The sequence below is a fragment of the Arthrobacter sp. NamB2 genome (assembly GCF_005281365.1).
GTDB lineage: Bacteria > Actinomycetota > Actinomycetes > Actinomycetales > Micrococcaceae > Arthrobacter_D.
In genome coordinates this window covers 62,820-83,742 of record NZ_SZWI01000001.1, presented here as the reverse complement: position 1 = coordinate 83,742, position 20,923 = coordinate 62,820, and the positions used below count along the sequence as shown (strand labels likewise).

Here is a 20,923-nt window from a genome sequence, read left to right as displayed (position 1 = left end):
TCCGTTCGGGAGGTATCCCCCGCTTTTCGAACAGCTCGAGCTAGCCGAACAGCTCGAGGAGCTCGGTGCGCCCGAACATCTCCGCGGCTGCACGGGCCGACGGCGTCCCCGCCTCGGGATCCGCTCCGGCCGCCACGAGGAGCCGGACGACGTCGGTGTGGCCCTTGAAGACGGCTCCCGCGAGCGGCGTCTGACCTCGGTCGTTGGCCTGATCGACGTCAGCGCCCCGTGCCAGCAGGTCCCGTACGACGGCCGGATGCCCGTTGTAGGCGGCCAGCATCAGCAGGCTGTCCCCCGCGGTGTTCGTCAGGGCGAAGGGCACCCCGGCGTCCAGGTACCGCACCAGCGTGGTGGTGTCACCCTGCCGCGCGGCATCGAAGAGCGCATGGGCCAGGGCGATCGCTGCGGCAGCGCCGTCGTCCGTGCCCGCCGCGGCGGTGCCGCCGCCGGTCCCGTCGCCTCCACCCGCGCTCATCGCGGCGACCTCAGGAACCCGGTGGCGCGACCGACGACCTGACCGGCGTCCGGCGCCACGACGACCTGCTGGCCGGCCGCATAGATCTCCTCGCCGTCCTGCACGATGAGGTCCGCCGACGCATCAGCGGACCGCTTGAGGACCGCAAGCGCGATCGGGCCCATCTCGTAGTGGTGCGCGACGGACGTCACCCGGCCCACGGTGCGGCCCTCACTGACGACGGCGCTGCCGGGGGCGGGAAGGGTGTGCTGGCTGCCGTCGAGATGGAGGAAGGTGAGCCTGCGCGGTGGATGCCCGAGGTTGTGCACGCGCGCAACCGTCTCCTGGCCCTTGTAGCACCCCTTGGCCAGGTGGACGGCCGTGCGCATGAGGTCGAGCTCGTGGGGAATCGTCTTCTCGTCGGTCTCGAAGCCGGGCCGCGGGCGCCAGGCGGCCACGCGGAGGGCTTCGGCGGCGAGTGACCCGGCGAGGGCAAGACCCGTCGCAGCGACGACCTCCTCCAGGCGCTCACGAGGCACGAGGTATTCGAACCAGGGCCGCTCCCGGCCGGGGTGCTCGCCGTCATCGACCGTGGAGTAGGCGTAGCCGCCCGCGCCGATCGACGGCCAGGGATCCTCCCAGGTGACGACGGCGTCGGCCACCTCCGGCAGGGCCCTCGTCGCTCCGACCACGGCCCAGGCATGCGTGACGTCCTCCACCTCGACGCGCAGCATGAACTTCATGCGCTGGAGCCAGGCTGCCAGCGGGGCCGCCTCGCCGCCCTCGGTGACGAGCCAGGTCGTCGCGCCGTCGTCCACGACGTGCGCCGAGTACTCGATCCGTCCCTGGACCGTCAGGAGCAACGTCTCGGTGCTCTGCCCGGGCCGGAGGCCGAGCAGCAGCTGGGATGACAGGCTGTTGAGCCAGCTGAGGCGGTCGGGGCCCGACACCGTGACCACTCCGCGGTGGGAGAGGTCGACGACGGCCTGCCCGTCCGCCAGCAGGCGCTGCTCACGGAACGGATCGCCGTAGTGGGAGGCAACCCCGGCGTCCGCTCCGCCGCCCTCGACGGCACCGGGTCGGCTCAGGAAAGGGCTTGATGGGATCATGACGGTATAACGCCTCTCGGGCGGGGCTATTCCTGCTGGTCGGCGCCGGGGTGCACGGTGCGACCGCGGATCCGGTTGTCCGCGCTGTCAGGGGGCTTTCTTGAGGATGGCCGACGCATGCGCCTCGAGGGAGTTGCCGTCCGCTGCCACGTCCCAGCGCCAGTAGAGGTTGCCTTCGACCAGTCCGAACAGGCGGGTGGCGGCGGAGTACTCCTTGGAGTGCTGTCCGCGCATGACGAGGTCGGTGCTCAACTGGATCTGCGGGCCCTTGATGCTCCCGTAGTAGAGCTCGGCGATTCCGCCCGGGTGCACGATCGTCGCCGTGATGTCGAAGCCACCGGCCGCGTTGCGGAACTGCTCGACCTCGTCGGCCGTCTTCAGCGCCGGAACGATGTCCGCGGGGCTCAGCCCCGGACCGACGTCGGCGTCGTTCAGCTTCCGGTCGAGCGCCCAGAAGCCCGTCTCGACGGACAGCGGCCGCAACTGCGAGCCCTGCTCGTCGATGAGCCAGGACTCTGCGCTGTACTGCAGGTAGGGCAGGCCGTTCTGCGAGAACACGACGCGCTGGGAGAAGCGCTCCGACTCGGCCGTTCCCTCACCGAGCATCCCTGTCCCCTCCCAGGTTCCGAGGAGCCACGACAGTGGGACGAGCTCGGGTGTCAGGTCGGTGGGCAGTTCAATCGACATGGGTTCTCCGGGTCAAGGGGCTTGCTGGGACTACTTCTGGCCCTTGTACAGGCGCGAGATGACGAGGGCTGCGAAACCTGCCATGCCGAGACCGGCGACGACCAGCAGCGAGATGAAGAAGATTTCAAGAGCAAGAATGGACATGCTTCCATCGTAACGCGCAGCCCGGACACGGCGGGACCGCTCGGGCGGGCTCCCTGCGCCTTGGTCGGGGGATCGCGTCAGGACGCGTCAGGAGAGGAAGAGCTTGTCGAGGAAGTAGACGACGGCGCCGATCGCGAGCACGGGCGTCACGCCCGACGCCACGGCGGCAATGGCCGGCAGGGATGCCTCACGGGCGACCAGCAGCCGGCGCGTCCCTGCGATCACCGTGCCGCACGCGAGCCCTACGACCGCGGCGGACAGGGCCGGCACGTCGGTGAACAGCAACCCGCCGAGAGGACCGGCGAGCGCCGCGAGGAGGACGACGGCCGGGGCGACCAGACGGTCGGGGAATGGCAGGAGGCACACTGCGATGGCCACCAGGATGCTGATTCCGGTGACCAGCATCACGCCGGAATCCGAGGCGTTGACGGCCAGCCGCTCGGCGGCGACCCACCCCGACCCCATGGCGACGGCGACGACGCCCGAACTCGCTCCGAGGGTCGACTCCAGCCGGTGGCTCTGACCGGTCCCGCGGATGAGCTGGATCATGAAGACGGCGCCGACTCCCAGCGCGACGGACGCCGGGAACCAGGCGAGGAATGACGGGCCCGGGATGGTGGCGGTCAGCACGACGGCAAGCAGGGCGCTCAGCCCGATGGCGGCGGACTGGCTCTTCCTCGCGGGCACACCGAGAACGTAGGGCCATCCGACGGCAGCCAGGACGACGGCGGCGCCGACGATCAGTGCCACCGCCGTCAGGGAGATGTAGGAGGACGCGACAATCGCCCCTGTCGCCACTGCTGCTGCTCCGGCCGCAGCGGCCACGCTCGTCCTCTTCACCCCAGCAATACTGCCCTACCCCCACGTGCGCTGGGAAAACCGGGGCCTGCGGACCAGTGGCGCACGTGCGCCGCATCACAGCCCTGCGGCTATACTTGTCAAAATCTCTACCGCCTTCGCCTCCCCTTCGGGAACGACGGCACCGCTGCCCGATGATGCGCATTCCCGACCCGTGGAGGACACATGCCGCACATCCTGATGCTCACGAACACCACTGGCTCGTCCGTCGACATCCTGCCGGCCCTCGAACTGCTCAACCACAAGGTGCACATCCTCGCAGCGGAACCGACGGCGCTGCTGGAGACCGAGCCCTGCGACGTGGTCCTGGTGGATGCCCGCAAGGATCTCGTGGGGGCCCGCTCGCTGACCCAGCTCCTGAAAGCCACCGGCCTCAGCGCCCCCCTCGTCCTCGTCCTCACCGAGGGTGGCATGGCGGCGGTCGCCGCGAACTGGCTGGCGGACGACGTCGTACTGGACACCGCCGGGCCGGCAGAAGTAGAGGCGCGGCTCCGCCTCGTCATCGCGCGGTCGACGGCGGCCAGCGAGGAGACGAGCACCGAGATCCACGCGTCGGGCGTCGTCATCGACGAGGCGAGCTACACGGCGAGGGTCGGCGGTGAACCCCTGAACCTGACGTACAAGGAGTTCGAGCTGCTGAAGTACCTCGCGCAGCATCCGGGGCGTGTCTTCACCCGCGACCAGCTCCTGCACGAGGTGTGGGGCTACGACTACTACGGAGGCACGCGGACGGTCGACGTCCATGTGCGGCGACTGCGCGCGAAGCTGGGGGCGGACCACGAGCAGCTGATCGGTACCGTGCGCAACGTGGGCTACCGGTTCACGCTGACCCGCCTCCCCGAGGACCGCAGCTCCGTCAATCAGGACGCCTGAGCCCGGCTCCGTCCGCGACGACGACACGAAAAAGCCCCTCCACCCGTGGGTGGAGGGGCTTTTCCCGTGCCGGCCGTGATGGACCGGACCTTGGTGGAGGACATACGGGTCGAACGTATCGCGGGCACCCCACTGGTGCATCCCCCTCGAGCAGTTCACGACACTACCGCACAACGGGGCCGGCACCAAAACGATGGTCGGCAACGGGACTAGGCTGAACGCATGACCGCTGCGCAGCACGTTCCCACTTGGTCCGTCGACAGGATCGTGGGCGCCCCGCCCGCTCCCCTCTCCACGGAGGTGCACCGGCTCACGGCCGCGGCGACCGAGGCGGACGGGAATCCCCCGCTGTCGGAACAGACGCTCGTGACGCTGCGGGCGCAGGACGCCGGTGACCGGTTGCTCGTGTTCACCGTGCGCACCGCGGGGCAGCAGGACAGCGAGCTCGCGGGCGTGGCCGTCGTCACCGGTGGTGTCACGGGCGACACCGGGGACGGCGCCGTCCTCGAACTCGTCGTCGCACCGGACTGCCGTGGTGAAGGCGCGGGGACGGCCCTCATCGAGGCGGTCCTGGCGGAGAACATCACCGGACTCCGTGGCTGGTCCCACGGCAACCACTCCGCCGCCGCAGACCTTGCCGCCCGCTTTGGTTTCCGGCCCGTGCGGGAACTCTGGCGCATGCGGCTGACGCGTGCCGCCGTCGAGCAGAGCGTCCCGGCGCTGACCCTTCCCGAGGGCGTCGTCCTGCGCCCGTTCGTGCGCGGCGAGGACGAGGAGGCGTGGCTCGCGGCCAATGCCGCGGCTTTCGCCCACCACCCCGAGCAGGGCTCCACCACACGCGCGGACCTCGAAGCCCGCATGGACGAGGATTGGTTCGACGCCGACGGCTTCCTGCTCGCCGTGCGCGAGGGCGACGGCGCGCTGCTCGGCTTCCACTGGACCAAGATCCACCAGGGTGTCGGTGCGCACCCACCGATGGGCGAGGTGTACGTGGTGGGGGTCACGCCCGACGCCCAGGGCATGGGCCTCGGGAAGGCCCTCACCATCGCCGGCATCGAATACCTCCACCGCAAGGGGCTGCAGGCCATCATGCTGTACGTCGACGCGGACAATGCCGCGGCCGTGGCGCTCTACCGGAAGCTCGGTTTCACCCGCTGGGACGTCGACGTCATGTACGCGAGCACGACGGCGTAAAGCACCTTGTAAGGTTTGTTTCGAGGCGTGCCCGGCCGGTCGGCCGCGGTACTCACCACACCATGCCCGCCCACGCTGCAGGAGACGCAATGGATTCAGAGACCAAACGCCGTGGTGCGTCACTGTACGGATCGTCCGAGACGGCTCCGGCCCGGGCGACCCAGGACCGCATCGACATCCCCGACTTCGCTCCCAGCCTCCTGCCCTCCGGCGACATCCGGCCGGACCGCTTCCTCGACCGCGAGATCAGCTGGCTCGACTTCAACGCGCGCGTGCTGGAACTGGCCGAGGACCCGGAGCTCTTCCTCCTCGAGCGCGTGAACTTCCTGTCCATCTTCGCGTCCAACCTCGACGAGTTCTTCATGGTGCGCGTCGCCGGACTCAAGCGTCGGATCGCCACCGGCCTGGCCGTTCCGTCGGCCGCGGGCCTCAGCCCGATCGAGCAGCTCGAGAAGATCATGCAGGACGGCTACCAGCTGCAGCAGCGGCACGCCGTCGTGTTCGCGGAGCAGATCCGCCCCGCGCTCGCGCAGGAGCAGATCTACCTGACCACCTGGGAGGAACTCGACGACGCCGCGCGTGCGGAGCTCCGCAAGGTCTTCGCCGAGAAGGTCTTCCCGATCCTCACGCCGCTCGCCGTGGACCCCGCGCACCCTTTCCCGTACATCTCCGGGCTGTCCCTGAACCTCGCCGTCGTGGTCCGCAACCCGATCAGCGAGAAGGAACTCTTCGCGCGCGTCAAGGTGCCCGACCAGCTGCCGCGCCTGATGTCGGTCGACGGGCCCCGGGCGGGCAACGTCGCGGGACGCATCGCGCGCTTCATCCCGCTCGAGGAGGTCATCGCCGTCCACCTGGACCAGCTCTTCCCGGGCATGGAGGTTCTCGAGCACCACCTGTTCCGCGTCACGCGCAACGAGGACCTCGAGGTCGAGGAGGACGACGCCGAGAACCTCCTGCAGGCGCTCGAGAAGGAACTGCTGCGCCGCCGCTTCGGCCCGCCCGTGCGCCTGGAGGTGACGACGGACATCAATCCGAGCATCCGTGCGCTCCTGTCCCGGGAACTCGGCGTCGAGGCGGACGAGGTCTACAACCTGCCGGCCCCGCTGGACCTGCGCGGCCTCAGCGTGATCGCCGGGATCGACCGGGGCGACCTGCACTACCCGAAGCACGTCCCGCACACGAGCCGGTACCTCAACGAGAGCGAGACCTCCAAGGCCGCGAACGTCTTCGCTGCAATGCGCCGGCGGGACATCCTGCTGCACCACCCGTACGACTCCTTCTCGACGTCGGTACAGGCGTTCCTTGAGCAGGCCGCCGCGGATCCCAAGGTGCAGGCCATCAAGCAGACCCTCTACCGCACCTCGGGCGACTCCCCCATCGTGGACGCCCTGATCGACGCCGCGGAGGCGGGCAAGCAGGTCCTGGCGCTGGTGGAGATCAAGGCCCGCTTCGACGAGCAGGCGAACATCTCCTGGGCGCGCAAGCTCGAGCAGGCAGGCGTGCACGTGGTGTACGGCATCGTGGGCCTCAAGACCCACTGCAAGCTGTCGCTCGTGGTGCGGCAGGAGATCGACGGCCTGCGCCGCTACTGCCACATCGGTACGGGCAACTACCACCCACGCACCGCGCGCTACTACGAGGACCTCGGGTTGCTCACGGCCAACGAGCAGGTGGGGCAGGATCTTTCGCGCCTCTTCAACCAGCTCTCCGGCTACGCGCCGAAGTCCACGTTCAAGCGTCTCCTCGTGGCTCCGCGGTCCGTGCGCTCGGGCCTCATCGACCGCATCGAACGGGAGATCGCGAACAAGCAGGCGGGCCTCGCAGCCCGCGTGGTCATCAAGGTGAACTCCATGGTGGACGAGGCGATCATCGATTCGCTGTACCGTGCGTCGCAGGCGGGCGTGAAGGTGGACGTGATCGTCCGCGGTATCTGCTCCGTGCGACCGGGGGTTCCCGGGCTCAGCGAGAACGTGACCGTCCGATCGGTCCTCGGACGGTTCCTGGAGCACTCGCGTGTGTTCGCCTTCGCGAACGGGGGCGAGCCTGCGGTGTTCATCGGGTCGGCGGACATGATGCACCGCAACCTCGATCGCCGCGTGGAAGCCCTCGTGCAGCTCAGCGAGCCCGAGGACATCTCCTACCTGATGAACCTCATGGACCGTTACATGAACCCCGCTGTCTCCAGCTGGCACCTCGACGCGAGTGGTGAGTGGACACGCCACCACAAGGATGACGACGGCGTGCCCCTCGAGGACATCCAGTCCTGGCTGCTCGCCTCCAGGGCCCGCCAGCGGGCGGTGGCCCGCCGCTGATGGTCCCGACGACGAAGGACGCGCCCGCCGGCACCACCCAGGGTACGGGCGTCACCGTTGCTGCTGCCGGGACGTTGTGCTGGCGCATCGAGAAGGGCCGGCTCGAGGTCCTGATCATCCATCGCCCCCGCTACAAGGACTGGTCCTGGCCGAAGGGCAAGCTCGATCCGGGTGAGACGACACCCGAGTGCGCCGTCCGCGAGACGTTCGAGGAGGTGGGACTGAGCGTCAAGCTGGGGATCCCGCTTGCCACGATCACCTACCCCGTCGCATCGGGCGACAAGGTGGTGCACTACTGGGCCGCGAAGACAGAGCGGCTCCGACCGGCCCCGGACGGCAAGGAGGTCGACCGGGTGCTGTGGGTGTCGCCCGAGAGCGCGCGCGACATGCTGAGCAATCCGTCCGACGTCGAACCGCTCGATGCCCTGCTCGAGGCACACCGCGCGAAGGACCTGCAGACGTGGCCGCTGATCGTGGTGCGGCACGCGAAGGCGAAACCGCGGTCCTCGTGGAGCAGGGCGGAGGGCGAGCGGCCCCTCGCGGCCACCGGTCGCAGGCAGGCCATCGCGGTGAGCCGCCTGCTGCAGGCCTGGAACCCGGAGCGCGTGGTGAGCAGCCCCTGGGTGCGGTGCGTCCAGACGATCTCGCCCTATGTGAACCAGCGCAGCGCGAAGCTCAAACTCGTCGACGCGCTCACCGAGCATGACGCCTCGCGCAAGCCGGCGCGCGCGAGGGCCGCCGTCGAGCGCGTCATCGACAAACGCCGTCCCGTGGCGATCTGCACGCATCGCCCCGTGCTCCCGCTCGTGTTCTCGGTGCTCGGTGAGCACATGACGAGCGCGCTGCGGGCGCTCCTCCCGGTGGAGGACCCCTATCTAGCGCCCGGCGAGGCAGTCATCTGCCAGGTCAGCAGCACGAACCAGGGGCGCATCGTCTCGGTGGAGCAGTTCCGCGCATACGACGACTGATCCGGCGGATTCAGCGCGCGTGCATCCACTCGTCGTCCGGAGATGATCAGCCCACGTAGCTTCATCGCCGGTGTTGGCTCCGTTCATCGAGCGTTTACGCGGTGGACCTAACGTCGGTTCCTCATGCAGGGACCAGCACCGACGACGGGAATGCAGCAATGGCCGATGTGAAGAGCCTCGTGCGGGGCCTGGCGCCGCACGAGATCGAGGAGATCCACAGCATCGGCCCTGCCGGGCCACTCACGCCCAAGCTCCTGCACGCGATCGACCGCGCTGCCGGGGGCCCCGGCGAGGGCCGTGGCTACTACGTCTACGGGACTCCTGCCGACCGCGACCGCCCCCGCCCCTTCGTGCTGCGCGAGGATGTGTGCGCCGAACTGTTCGGCGTCCGCCACTAGGCCCTGACGCAGGGTTCACGCGACGTGGCCGTGCCGCACAACGGGTGACCTCACCCGAGCACCGCGTTTTCGCGGCAGGATGGTGGAATGACCACCGCAGCAGACGTCGGTCCAGGCATCAGGTGAACCGGCCGCAGATCCCCACGAACAGTGTGGCCCTTCGCCTGCTCCGTACTGCGGAAGGCACCGCCCTGCCGCCGGTTGCCGAGATGCGGTCGGTCCTTGATGAGGCGGAGCGCGCCCGGGCAGCGCGGATGCAGGACACCGGTACACGTTCATCCTTCGTCGCCGGCCGGTACGCGCAGCGCCTGCTGGCGGCTGAACTGCTGGACGTCCGGGTGTCCGACCTCGCCTCGTGCTTCACGTGCCTCTCCTGCGGGTCGGAGCAGGGGCTGCCGGACCATGGCAGGCCCGGCTACTCCCTGAACGGCGAACCCGTCCCGCTGGCCCTCAGCCTCTCCCGGGCCGGCGGATTCGTCCTGCTCGCAGCCCTCGACACGCGTGGTGCCGATCCGGTGCCCGGTGCCTGCGGTGTCGGTGTCGGCGTGGATCTCGAGTCGATGACCGGCACGGCCTTCGACGGCTTCGACGACGTAGCGCTCACCCGGGCGGAGCGGGATGACGTCGGCCGGCTTCCCGAGGTGCAGCGAGCCGCCGCGCGTACCCGCTTGTGGGCACGGAAGGAAGCGCTGCTCAAGGCTTTCGGGACAGGCTTCGCCGACAGGGACCCCAGTCAGGTGGATGTCCTGCGGGACGGACGGATCCAGGACCTGCAGGGCGTGGACGGCATCGCCCTCGAGCAGGAAGGCCTCGTGGCTGCCCTCGCCGTCGCCCCGCTCTGAACGGAGCGCAGGGAGGGTGATGCTCACAGGGCCGGCAGTTCCTCCCTGAACAGCCAGCGTGTCAGCAGTGCCTCGACGTCGACCCCGGCCAGTGATCGGGCCGCGAGCGCGATGAAGTCCGGCGTGGTGACGGAGGCGAACCGGTGCGCCTCCGTCCAGGAGCGCAGCAGCGCGAAGAAGGCGTCGTCGCCCGCCGCGGTCCGCAGCACGTGCAGAGCGAGGGCACCCCGCTTGTAGACACGGTCGTCGAACATCTCAGGAGCGCCCGGATCACCGACGGCGAGGTCCTGGCGCTCGGCGCTGAGCCGCTCGTGGGTCGAGCGTGCCCGCGCATCCGCCGTCGTCGATCCGCTGGCCTCGGACCAGATCCACTCGGCGTAGCAGGCGAACCCCTCGTGGAGCCAGATGTCCTGCCAGCGCGCTGCCGTGACCGCGTTGCCGAACCACTGGTGCGCGAGTTCGTGGGCGATCAGCCGCTGTGCGTCCCAGTCCTGGCGGAGGTGGTTCCGGCCGATGATGGAGAGCGTCTGGGCCTCGAGTGGGATCTCCAGTTCGTCGTCGGTGACCACCACGACGTACTGGGCGAAGGGGTACGGCCCGAAGCGATCCTCGAACGTCGACATCATCTCGTGGTTCCTCGCGAGCGACGTCTTCGCGGCCGGCACGAGGGACGGCGGCACGGCGGCGTACTGCGGAACGGGGGCCCCCGGGTCCCGCTGCGCGGCGTGGCCGGGGAGGGCCACGGCAGGCTGGGCGGGATCGTTCAGGGCGACGAGCTCGTACCGGCCGATCTGGACGGTCGCGAGGTAGGTCGCCATCGGCTCCGCCTGCTCGTACACCCAGGTGGTACGGCTGGACTTGCCGATGCGGGAGACGAGGACCCCGTTGCAGATCGCACGGTAACCGGCATCGGTCGTCACCGTGAACCGGTAGGAGGCCTTGTTCGACGGGTGGTCGTTGCACGGGAACCAGGACGGCGCCCCGGTGGGCTGGCCGGCGACGAGGACGCCGTCGGTCAGTTCCTCCCACCCGACGTCACCCCAGGTGCCGGAGATCGGTGCAGGATTCCCCTCGTACCGGATCTCGAGCCGGAACTCCGCGTCGTCGGGCACCGCGTCCCGGAAGGCGACCACGAGCTTGCCCGCCCGGTCCTTGAAGGATCGGATGCGAACGGTATCGGACGTGACCTTGGTGGTGCGGAGGCCGCCCAGGTCGAGTTCCAGCCCCTGCAGCTCCCGCTGCGCCGTCATCGTGAGGACAGCGCGCCCGGACAACCGGTTGCTGGCCAGCTTGTAGTCGAGGGTGAGGTCGTAGTGCCCTACGCGATAGGAGGTGCTGCCGTTGTCCGGCGTGTAGGCGTCCGGCGCAGCGCTCTCGGGACTACTGCTCACGCACCGTCCCCCGGGCCGGACCAGGAACTGACGGGATTCCCCATCCAGTAGCTTCCAGCGGGGACGGTCTCGCCGCGCATCACGAGCGACGCCGGTCCCACGGTAGCGCCCGTGGCGATGTCGGCAGCCGGAAGGATCACGCTGTGCGGGCCCAGGGTTGCTCCTGCGGCGAGCTCCACGGTGTCCATGCTCATGATCCTGTCATGGAAGAGGTGGGTCTGCACCACGCACCCGCGGTTGACCGTCGAACCGCTGCCGAGCGTCACGAGGTCTGCCTCGGGCAGCCAGTAACTCTCGCACCAGACTCCTGACCCGATCCGGGAGCCGAGCGCGCGGAGCCACCAGACCAGCGCCGGGGTCCCGCTGGCGGCCCGGGCGAACCAGGGCGCGCTGACGCTCTCGATGAAGGTGTCCACGACCTCGTTGCGCCAGATGAAGGAACTCCACAGCGGGTGTTCCCCCGCAGCGATCCGTCCCACGAGGAGCCACTTCGCCACGACAGCGCTCCCGGCAGCAATGGCGCCGAGCACCATGAACACGATGCCGCTCAGCACCGCGGCCAGCGGGTACCCGCCCCGGAGGGCCAGGGCATCGAAGACCACGAGCGACGTCGCAGCGATCATCACGGTCAGGATGATCGGCACCACGCGGCAGAGCTCCCAGAACGCCCGGGCGGCCTTGAGCCGGCGGAGCGGCTGGAAGGTACGGCTCTGGTCCCCCGTGACGGCGAGACGGCGCAACCGCGACGGCGGACTCCCCAGCCATGAGCTGCCGGCCTTCGCCTTGGCCGGCGTCGCGGAGAGAACCGCGACGAGCGAGTTCTTCGGGACGCGTCGTCCCGCCGACGTCATGCCCGAGTTGCCGAGGAACGCGCGCCGGCCGATCTTCGCGGGAGCGATGCGGAGGTAGCCGCCACCGAGTTCGTAGGAAGCCACCATGGTGTCGTCCGCGAGGAAGGCACCCTCGCTGATCGTGGTCATCTTCGGTATCAGCAGGACGGTGGAGGCCTCCACGTTCCTGCCCACGCGGGCGCCGAGCAGTCGCAGCCAGACGGGCGTGAAGAGGCTCGCATACAGGGGGAAGAGGATGTCGCGCGCGAGGTCGAGGACGCGTTCGGTCGCCCAGATCTGCCAGCCGATCCGGCTGCGTGCCGCGTAGTGTCCCTCCCGCAGCCCGAGGCCGAGCAGGCGGACCGTGACGAGTACGAGGAGCGAGTTAGTGACGAGCCAGAGGACGGCCGAAAGAACGACCACTCCCACCAGTGACGGCCCGGCGGCCGACAGGGAGGGCGCGCCCCGGAGCGCGGCCACGACCGGCAGGGACGCGACGACGGCGGCAACGTACGGGATGAGCGACAGGGCGCCGGACGCAGCGGCGAACGCCACGAACGCCAGGCGGGCGCGTAGCCGGGACTGCGCGGGTGGGGCTTCCGGCCAGTCCTGCTTCGCCTTGCCGGCTCGTGTCGCAGGTGATCCGGAGACGAGATGACCCGGCTTGACGACGCCCTGGACCGCGGACCCCGGGGCGACTTCCGCACCGGCTCCGATCCGCGTCCCGGGCATCAGCGTGCTCCGGGCACCGACGACTGCTCCCGCCCCGATCGTCACGGCGCCGATATGGACACGGTCCCCGTCGATCCACCACCCGGACAGATCCACTTCAGGTTCCACCGATGCACCGGCACCGAGGGTCAGGAGCCCCGTCACGGGCGGCACGGAGTGGAGTGCGACGTCGGGCCCTATCCTCGCACCGAGCGCCCTCGCGTAGACGGGCACCCAGGGAGCGCTCGCCAGGCTGACGGCCCCGACGCTGTCCGAGATCTGCTCGGCCAGCCAGAGACGCAGGTGCACCTTGCCGGAACGCGGGTAGACGCCCGGCTCCACCCGGCCGAGGAGCATGCGTGCTGCGAGGACGGACAGTGCCATGCGGCCGAACGGGCTGACGAAGACGACCCAGGACAGCGCGACCCACCACCAGGACAGTGTGGGCGCGGCAGTGAGGATGCCGACGCCGGCGAGCACGTTGCTCGCGATCATCGCGTAGGTCAGCCAGCGCATGCCGGTGAGGAACTGCAGCGGGATGCCCATGATGGTCTGGAAGACCTGCGACCTGCGGGCGGTGCCCCGGACCGTCCTGACGGGCGCTGCCGGTTGCTCGCCGCCGTCGCCCGTGCTCGCTGCGAACGCCGCGAGTGCCCCGAGCCGGGGATGCGCGTAGATGTCCGCGACGGTGATCACCGGGTAGCGCACCCGAATCAGCGAGACGAGCCGGGCAGCGGCGAGGGAACCTCCGCCGTGCAGGAAGAAATCGGCGTCCTCGTCGGTCGCGACGGCGCCCAGGACGGCGGCCCACTGGTCCGCGATCCACTGTACGCGCGGGTCGAGGTCCTGCGGCTCGCCCGGTCCGCCGACGCCGGCGAGTGGCCAGGGCAGGGCGTTGCGGTCCACCTTGCCGCTGGTCTTCGTGGGAAGCGACGCGGTGACGGTCAGCAGCGGCACGAGCGCTGCGGGAAGGCGGTCCGCGAGGAGGTCCCGGAGCTCAGCGAGGTCGGGCTCACCACTGGCGGGGACGAGGTAGCCCACGAGCAGCTGGTTGCCGGAGGGCGTCGTCTGCACTGCCGAGGCAGCACCGGCGATGCCCGGCAACGACTGGAGGGCGGCGTCCACCTCGCCGAGTTCGATGCGGCGACCGCCCAGCTTCACCTGGTCGTCCGCCCGGCCCGCGAAGACCAGTCCGGCGGACTCGAGCTGCACGAGGTCCCCGGAGCGGTAGGCACGGTCCCACCCGAGGGTGGGCATCGGGGCGTACTTCTCGGCGTCCTTGGCCGGGTCGAGGTAGCGGGCCAGGCCCACTCCCCCGATGATCAGTTCTCCCGTGGCACCCTCCTCCACAGGGATGCCGGCCTCGTCGACGACCGCGAGGTCCCAGCCGTCCAGTGGCAGGCCGATCCGGACCGGTCCCGGACCGCCGAGGCGCGCGGCGCACGCCACAACGGTGGCCTCGGTGGGCCCGTACGTGTTCCAGACCTCGCGGTCATGGACCGCGAGGCGCTGCGCGAGTTCGGGAGGGCAGGCCTCACCGCCGAAGATCAGCAACCTCACGTTCTCGAGGGAATCCGAAGGCCACAGCGCTGCCAGGGTAGGCACCGTGGAAACGACGGTGATCCCCCGTGCTATCAGCCACGGCCCCAGGTCCATCCCGGTACGCACCAGCGCACGGGGGGCCGGCACGAGGCAGGCCCCGTTCCGCCACGCCAGCCACATCTCCTCACAGGAGGCGTCGAACGCGACGGAGAGACCGGCGAGGACACGATCGGCGGGCCCGATGGGCTCACGCTGGAGGAAGAGCCGGGCCTCGGCGTCGACGAAGGCCGCTGCCGACCGGTGTGTCACGGCCACTCCCTTCGGCGTGCCCGTGGAACCGGAGGTGAAGATGATCCAGGCGTCGTCGTCGGGCGTCGGGTCGCCGGTACCCCCATTGGTTCGGCCTGCTCCCGCGGCCACCGAGAGGCCCTGTCCTACGACCGCGACCACGCGGGACTCCGCGAACACGACCCGGGCCCGCTCGTCGGGGTCGTCCGCGTCCACCGGGACGTAGGCGGCACCGGCCGACAACACGCCGAGGATCGCGATGTAGAGCTCGTTGGTTCCCGACGGGATGCGGACTCCCACCGCATCTCCGCGGCCTACACCGGCGCCGCGCAGCGCCTCCGCGAACTCTTCGGCCGCGGCGACGAGTTCCGCATAACTGAGCGCGGCCGTTCCGTCGTCGAGCGCCGACGCGTCGGGGTGTGCCGCGGCGGTCGCTCGCAGGATGTCGAGGAGCGTACGGGGGTCCGGTGCGAGCCCGGATGCCACGAACTGTGCGGGGTAGGGCGCGGCGGTGGTCTCGGGCGAGGGAATGGTCACGGCTGGAGTCTCCCGGTGAAAAGTGAACGGCAGGTGACCGGCGTCGCCGTCCGCCCGGCCTCGGCGCAGTCTACCGGGCCGCCGCTGCAACCCGCGGCGCGATCGTCCTAGACTGGCTGGGTGAGCACCCCCATTCCCACCCCCTATGAGGATCTGCTGCGCGATGTGATGGCGAACGGCGCGGCGAAGAGTGACAGGACGGGCACCGGAACGCGAAGCGTCTTCGGCCGGCAGTTGCGCTTCGATCTCCGCGAGTCCTTCCCGCTCATCACCACCAAGCGCGTGCACTTCAAGTCCGTCGCACTCGAACTGCTCTGGTTCCTCCGCGGCGACTCGAACGTCCGCTGGCTCCAGGAGCGGGGCGTGTCGATCTGGAACGAGTGGGCCGACGACGACGGCGAGCTCGGCCCGGTGTACGGCGTGCAGTGGCGTTCGTGGCCGACACCTGACGGCGGGCACATCGACCAGATCGCGCAGGTGGTCGAAGCCCTGAAGACCGATCCCGATTCGCGCCGGCACCTCGTCTCGGCCTGGAACGTGTCGGAGATCTCCAACATGGCGCTCCCCCCGTGCCATGTGTTCTTCCAGTTCTACGTGAGCCCGGGGGTCGACGGGAGCCCTGGCACCTTGTCCTGCCAGCTGTACCAGCGTTCCGCCGACACGTTCCTGGGGGTACCGTTCAACATCGCGTCCTACGCCCTGCTGACCCTGATGGTGGCCCAGCAGACCGGTCTCGAGCCCGGCGAGTTCATCTGGACCGGCGGCGATGTCCACGTGTACGACAACCACGTGGAGCAGGTCACGGAGCAGTTGTTGCGTGCGCCGTACCCCTACCCCCGCGTCGAACTGAAACGGAAGCCCGAGAGTATCTTCGACTACACCCTGGAGGACTTCGACGTGGTCGACTACCAGCACCACCCGACCATCAAGGCGCCGGTGGCGGTATGAGCGAAGCGCCCTCCGCCGGCACCCTCAGCGTCTCCGATGCCGTCGGATCCGCTCCTGTCATCGGCATGATCTGGGCCCAGACGGAGGACGGCGTGATCGGCAGGGACGGCGGTATCCCCTGGCATGTCCCTGAGGACATGGCACACTTCAGGGCCACGACGACGGGACATCCCGTCATCATGGGCCGTCGGACGTGGGAGTCCTTCCCGGAGAGGTTCCGCCCCCTGCCTGATCGCACGAACATCGTGATCTCGGGTTCCACCTCGGCGGACCTCCCGGGCGCGGTCCTCGTGGACTCGCTCGACTCGGCCCTCGAGGCCGCGCAGGGCAGCCCCGGTGCCGAGGAGATCTGGATCATCGGTGGTGGCCGCGTCTATGCAGACGCCATGTCCCGCGCCAATGCCGCGCTCGTCACCGTCGTCGAGTCGACGGTGGAGGGGGACACCGTCGCGCCCGCCCTCGGGCCCGACTGGACGCTTGCCGCGCTGACCCCCGAATCCGGGTGGCTGGAGTCGTCGGGCGGCACGCGGTACCGCATCAGCCTCTGGATCAGGCAGGACTAGGACGACCGGCGATGGGCAGCTCTCCCCATCGCCGAATGGTCCCGAGCCGCCTAGGCTCGACCACGCACGGTCCCGACCACGGGATGATCGAAGGACTGGGGAAGAGAATGTCGGACGTCTGGGGATCCAACCCCGCGCAACTGCGCGAACTGGCGCAGTTGTGCTCGCAGGGCTCGGCCACGATCACGGCGGCGAGCACGGCCATCAGCTCCGCGGTCAACAATCCGTTCATGTGGCAGGGCCGCGACGCCGATCGGGTCCGGCAGCAGTGGAACGGGTCGATGCGCCTGCAGATCCTCGAGGCGACGAATGCGCTGGAGAAGGTCTCGGCCGAGTTGCTCGGCCATGCGGACGAGCAGGAGACGGCGAGCGACGAGGGTGGGGGCGCCGCTGGGAACCCCACACCGTCTGCGCCCGGCACCGCGCCCGGCACTGCGCCGTCCGGCGATGACTCGCCGAACGCCTGGGACATCTACAACACCCTCAAGGCGATCCCGAACATGCGGGCGGGCCTGTACGACATCGCCACCCTCCTCCACAGGGGCGGCCCGTTCGATAAGGCCGCGTTCGCGGCACTGCGCAACTCCGACGCGCTGAGCGGGATCTTCAACACCTCGTCCGACCTCTTCGACGGCAAGTGGCACACGGCGCTGGGCCTGGCGGAAGGAACGAAGGCGTTCGCCGCGTTCGACGTGCTGGGCAAGAGTCTGGGCGTCCTGGGAACAGGGCTGGACGTATGGGACGCCGTCGACAGCTATCAGCAGGGCGACTACGGCGACGCAGTGTACTCCACCGCGAAGGCGGTGCTGGGTGGACTCTCGTTCGCCCCTCCACCCGTCGGCACCGCAGCCATGGTGGCCAGTGGTGCGCTGGCGCTCTACGACAACGTGCCGATCATCCACGACAGCGTCAATGCGGTGGGCGCCGCGATCGGCGAGGGCGTCGCTGATGCGGCCGATGCCGTCGGTGACGCGGCCGATGCTGTCGGCGATACCCTGTCCGACGGCGCGGAGGCCGTCGGGGACTTCTTCGGATTCTGACGACTAGGACATCGACATGACTGGAACCACCACCGGGACCACCACCGGGACCACCACCGCCACGGCAGCCGGGACCCCGACCGCCTATCCGGGAACCCTCGGCTTCGGCTATGCCGAACTGGCCGCCCTCCTGGCCATGCGGCCCGGACCGCAGTCGACCGCGAGCGCCGCGGCACTTCGCATCACGGCGGAGGCTGCGGACGGAAACGTCATCCGGGCAGGCGCGTCCTCGCTCGTCGCGCACGGGCTGGCGACCGTCGGTGATGAGCGGGAACTCGTCGTCGCGGGACCCGCCGCAGCCGTCCTCTCGGCCCTCTCCGAGGCCGAGCGCCGCGTCGACGTCGCACTGCTGGCGCCGGATCGGACGGGCGACAGTGTCCTGCAGGTGGAATCGTCCGAGTTCGCCATCCTGCTGCAGCCGCGATCCTACTTCGCCTGGTTCGCCATGCCACAGGCTCCGGCCCTGTCCGGTGCCGAGGCTCTCCTCGCGATGATCTCGACGCACCTGGACGCGACCCCCGCCGGCGGTGCCAGCGTGTACCGCAGGGAGACTCCGGACAGGGGCCGGCTCCTGGTGAAGAAGGGCGAGGGCGGGTGGACGGTCGGGTACACGGACACCGGCAGCGACAACATCGCGTTCCGCGAGGGCCTGGACGATGACGCCCTGCTGGCAGAGCTCGCTCTGGTGCGGGGCGACTGACGTGGTGTACGACGCAGCACGACAGCGCCGGGACGACGCCGCCGCGGCGGAACACGAACGCCTCGTCCGTGAGTCCGGGCAGCAGCGCATCCTGTCCCGCGGGAGGAACGGCGAACTGGTCAGCTACCTCCCGGAGGAATTCGGCAACGGACGCACCGGTATCGGCCCGAAGATCAGTACCGCGCGGGGCTACATCGTCCTCGTCGCCATCGCAGGCGCGGTGTCGGTCTTCCTGACGATCATCGTGGCATCGCCCTACTTCGATCCCCGGCCGAACCCCCCGCTCTTCGTCTGGGTCATCCCGCTCATGCTCTTCGGGACGACGGCCCTCTTCGCGCGCTACATGGTGATCGAGGTGCGGGCGGACCGGCTACGGAGGGAGCGCGGGCTGCCGACGCCTTCCCAGCAGCCCTTCTGACCTCCGCACCAGCTGCCGGGGTCGAGCGAGGGACCTCGGTCACAAAGCGCGACCCACGGAGGCTGCGCGCCTAAACTGGACAGCATGACTTCAGCACCCGAAAGCTCAGCCCTGCCGTCCGTCGGATTCGTGGGCTGGCGCGGCATGGTCGGCTCTGTCCTCATGCAGCGGCTCCAGGACGAGGGCGACTTCGCCCGCATCAACCCCGTCTTCTTCTCGACCTCGGCCGCCGGGGGTTCCGCGCCGTCGTTCGCTGACGGCGCCGGCACGTTGCAGGACGCGTACGACGTCGAGACCCTCGCGAAGCTGCCGATCATCGTGACGGCACAGGGTGGCGACTACACCGCCGAGGTCTATCCGAAACTGCGCGACGCCGGCTGGTCCGGCCTCTGGCTCGACGCGGCCTCCACGCTGCGCATGGAACAGGACAGCATCATTGTGCTGGATCCCGTCAACCGGAGTGCCATCGACGAGGGTCTGGCAAGGGGCGTCCGCGACTTCATCGGTGGAAACTGCACGGTGTCCTGCATGCTGATGGGCCTCGGCGGGCTCTTCCGCAACGGCCTCGTCGAATGGGGCACCTCGATGACCTACCAGGCGGCCTCGGGCGGCGGTGCCCGCCACATGCGCGAACTGCTCAACCAGTTCGGCGCGCTGCACGGCACGGTCGCGATGAACCTGGATGACCCCGCATCGGCGATCCTGGACATCGACCGGGCCATCCTCGCGAAACAGCGGCATCCGAGCCTGGAAGCAACGCAGTTCGGGGTGCCTCTGGCCGGATCGGTCATCCCCTGGATCGACAGCGACCTGGGCAACGGCCAGTCGAAGGAGGAATGGAAGGCCGGTGCGGAGACCAACAAGATCCTGGGGACCGACACGCGCATCCCCTTCGACGGCCTGTGCGTCCGCGTGGGAGCAATGCGGTCGCATTCCCAGGCGCTGACCCTCAAGCTGACGCAGGACCTGCCGGTGAGCGAGATCGAGGCGATCATCGCCGCGGACAACGAATGGGTCCGTGTCATCCCGAACACGAAGACGGACACGCTGGCGGGGCTCACCCCGGTCGCGGCCACGGGGTCGCTCGACATCCCCGTCGGGCGCATCCGCAAGCTCGAGATGGGGCCGGACTTCATCAGCGCCTTCACGGTGGGCGACCAGCTCCTGTGGGGTGCGGCCGAGCCACTCCGCCGCATGCTGATGATCGCGACCGGCAACCTCTAGACCGCGTCCTCCCGGGTCGTCATCCCTGCTCGCGGAGGGACCGCGGTCTGGTAGACCAGCGCAGCGGCGACGTCCCGCAGCCTGACGTTCGCTTCGTTCGACATCTTCCGCAGCCGTGCGAAGGCCTCATCGCTGCCACACCGGTGCCGGCCCGTCAGGATGCCCTTCGCCTGGTCGATGACGGCGCGGGACGTCAGTGCTTCCTGCAACTGCTCCACCTCCCGCTGCGCGGAGTGGTAGAGGCTCGAGTGCGCCATGGCGGTGGCCGCGTATTCGGCGAAGCGGCGGGAGGTCTCCGCGGAGGTGCCCGCCGGAACCTCCCGCAGGTAGCCGAGCACCTTGACCAGGTCGTCGCGGTAATCGGTGACGTCCTCCACCTGCTGCAGGAGAGCGACCAGGTCGCCGTCGTCGTTCATCACGGGAAGGTTCACCGGGCTCCAGTAACGCTCGTGGAATGCGCCCGGCTCGGACGGATCAGGGACGTCGAAGCGCTGGATGTGCATGACGTCGGGTTGTCCGGTCGCGATGACGCGGTCGAGGGATTGGCGCATCGTTCGTGCAGGAGCGTGGTCGGACTGCAGCGGGTTCTCCTGGAACACCTCGAATGCCTGACGTCCGACCAGCATCTCGCGATCCAGGCCCGTCGACTCGGCGAACGCCCTGTTGACATCGAGGATGACGAAATCCAGGTCCATCAGCGAGTAGCCGGACGTCGCGACGTCGAAGGCCAGGGACCTGAGGGAAACAGCCGCACCGGCCGATCGACGCTGAGCTGGATGTTGTTCGGCCACGCGCGTTCTCCCTGCCCGAGACGATCCCGCACGGAGCCGGGCCAGCGCGTGCAGTCGTACAGCATCGATGCTAGTCATTCCTGCCGTCATCCGTCTGCCCG

General features: G+C 69.4%; 19 protein-coding genes. 12 read left to right on the top strand and 7 right to left on the bottom strand.

Annotated features, from left to right (window positions below; all coding sequences use genetic code 11):
• Positions 1-40 precede the first annotated feature (40 nt).
• The 4 genes from FDK12_RS00410 to FDK12_RS00395 form a co-directional block, all read right to left on the bottom strand.
• On the bottom strand, positions 41-475 hold the full coding sequence (locus FDK12_RS00410) for an ankyrin repeat domain-containing protein (protein WP_137367756.1): 435 nt from the start codon (positions 473-475) through the stop codon (positions 41-43).
• On the bottom strand, positions 472-1,563 hold the full coding sequence (locus FDK12_RS00405) for a YgfZ/GcvT domain-containing protein (protein ID WP_137367755.1): 1,092 nt from the start codon (positions 1,561-1,563) through the stop codon (positions 472-474). The genes FDK12_RS00410 and FDK12_RS00405 overlap by 4 nt, the downstream gene beginning before the upstream one ends.
• An 87-nt stretch (positions 1,564-1,650) precedes the next feature.
• Positions 1,651-2,250 (bottom strand): FABP family protein, encoded by a 600-nt coding sequence (locus FDK12_RS00400; protein ID WP_104118778.1) that lies wholly within the window; start codon positions 2,248-2,250, stop codon positions 1,651-1,653.
• A 231-nt stretch (positions 2,251-2,481) separates the two neighbouring features.
• Positions 2,482-3,234 carry a hypothetical protein gene (locus tag FDK12_RS00395; protein ID WP_223262998.1) on the bottom strand — a complete coding sequence of 251 codons (753 nt, stop codon included), beginning with the start codon at positions 3,232-3,234 and terminating at the stop codon, positions 2,482-2,484.
• A 183-nt stretch (positions 3,235-3,417) separates the two neighbouring features.
• Between FDK12_RS00395 and FDK12_RS00390 the strand changes: the two genes are divergently transcribed.
• The 6 genes from FDK12_RS00390 (at position 3,418) to FDK12_RS00365 (ending at position 9,839) form a co-directional block, all read left to right on the top strand.
• A complete protein-coding gene (locus tag FDK12_RS00390; RefSeq protein ID WP_104118777.1) occupies positions 3,418-4,125 on the top strand; it encodes a winged-helix domain-containing protein in 708 nt (235 codons plus the stop codon).
• 222 nt (positions 4,126-4,347) lie between these two features.
• Positions 4,348-5,319: a mycothiol synthase gene (gene mshD / locus FDK12_RS00385; RefSeq protein ID WP_137367754.1), complete on the top strand. Its 972-nt coding sequence runs from the start codon at positions 4,348-4,350 to the stop codon at positions 5,317-5,319.
• An 89-nt stretch (positions 5,320-5,408) separates the two neighbouring features.
• A complete protein-coding gene (locus tag FDK12_RS00380) occupies positions 5,409-7,631 on the top strand; it encodes an RNA degradosome polyphosphate kinase (protein ID WP_189636210.1) in 2,223 nt (740 codons plus the stop codon).
• Entirely contained in the window at positions 7,631-8,599 is a 969-nt protein-coding gene (locus FDK12_RS00375) for an NUDIX hydrolase (RefSeq protein ID WP_137367752.1), read from the top strand. The genes FDK12_RS00380 and FDK12_RS00375 overlap by 1 nt, the downstream gene beginning before the upstream one ends.
• 158 nt (positions 8,600-8,757) lie before the next feature.
• Complete coding sequence (locus tag FDK12_RS00370) at positions 8,758-8,997, top strand: hypothetical protein (RefSeq protein ID WP_104118773.1); 240 nt, start codon at positions 8,758-8,760, stop codon at positions 8,995-8,997.
• A 122-nt stretch (positions 8,998-9,119) separates the two neighbouring features.
• The gene (locus tag FDK12_RS00365) at positions 9,120-9,839 is read left to right on the top strand and encodes a 4'-phosphopantetheinyl transferase family protein (RefSeq protein WP_137367751.1); all 720 of its coding nucleotides are present in this window, start codon (positions 9,120-9,122) and stop codon (positions 9,837-9,839) included.
• 23 nt (positions 9,840-9,862) lie between these two features.
• Here the strand turns inward: FDK12_RS00365 and FDK12_RS00360 are convergent, their stop codons facing one another.
• Together FDK12_RS00360 and FDK12_RS00355 are read right to left on the bottom strand one after the other, a co-directional pair.
• Positions 9,863-11,230: a M1 family metallopeptidase gene (locus FDK12_RS00360; RefSeq protein WP_137367750.1), complete on the bottom strand. Its 1,368-nt coding sequence runs from the start codon at positions 11,228-11,230 to the stop codon at positions 9,863-9,865.
• Positions 11,227-15,138 carry a Pls/PosA family non-ribosomal peptide synthetase gene (locus tag FDK12_RS00355; protein ID WP_137367749.1) on the bottom strand — a complete coding sequence of 1,304 codons (3,912 nt, stop codon included), beginning with the start codon at positions 15,136-15,138 and terminating at the stop codon, positions 11,227-11,229. The genes FDK12_RS00360 and FDK12_RS00355 overlap by 4 nt, the downstream gene beginning before the upstream one ends.
• A 168-nt stretch (positions 15,139-15,306) precedes the next feature.
• On the opposite strand from FDK12_RS00355, the gene FDK12_RS00350 reads away from it, so the two are divergent.
• From FDK12_RS00350 to asd, 6 genes are all read left to right on the top strand, one after another.
• A complete protein-coding gene (locus FDK12_RS00350; protein WP_137368220.1) occupies positions 15,307-16,086 on the top strand; it encodes a thymidylate synthase in 780 nt (259 codons plus the stop codon).
• A complete protein-coding gene (locus FDK12_RS00345) occupies positions 16,083-16,649 on the top strand; it encodes a dihydrofolate reductase (protein WP_137367748.1) in 567 nt (188 codons plus the stop codon). The genes FDK12_RS00350 and FDK12_RS00345 overlap by 4 nt, the downstream gene beginning before the upstream one ends.
• Positions 16,650-16,756: 107 nt before the next feature.
• A complete protein-coding gene (locus FDK12_RS00340) occupies positions 16,757-17,689 on the top strand; it encodes a hypothetical protein (RefSeq protein ID WP_137367747.1) in 933 nt (310 codons plus the stop codon).
• A gap of 16 nt (positions 17,690-17,705) precedes the next feature.
• Positions 17,706-18,389 carry a hypothetical protein gene (locus FDK12_RS00335; protein WP_137367746.1) on the top strand — a complete coding sequence of 228 codons (684 nt, stop codon included), beginning with the start codon at positions 17,706-17,708 and terminating at the stop codon, positions 18,387-18,389.
• A gap of 1 nt (position 18,390) precedes the next feature.
• Positions 18,391-18,807 carry a hypothetical protein gene (locus tag FDK12_RS00330; RefSeq protein WP_137367745.1) on the top strand — a complete coding sequence of 139 codons (417 nt, stop codon included), beginning with the start codon at positions 18,391-18,393 and terminating at the stop codon, positions 18,805-18,807.
• Between the two features lie 84 nt (positions 18,808-18,891).
• The gene (asd, locus tag FDK12_RS00325) at positions 18,892-20,031 is read left to right on the top strand and encodes an aspartate-semialdehyde dehydrogenase (protein ID WP_137367744.1); all 1,140 of its coding nucleotides are present in this window, start codon (positions 18,892-18,894) and stop codon (positions 20,029-20,031) included.
• On the opposite strand, the gene FDK12_RS00320 is transcribed toward asd, so the two are convergent.
• The gene (locus FDK12_RS00320) at positions 20,028-20,822 is read right to left on the bottom strand and encodes an ANTAR domain-containing protein (protein ID WP_189636209.1); all 795 of its coding nucleotides are present in this window, start codon (positions 20,820-20,822) and stop codon (positions 20,028-20,030) included. The genes asd and FDK12_RS00320 overlap by 4 nt on opposite strands.
• Between the last annotated feature and the right edge of the window lie 101 nt (positions 20,823-20,923).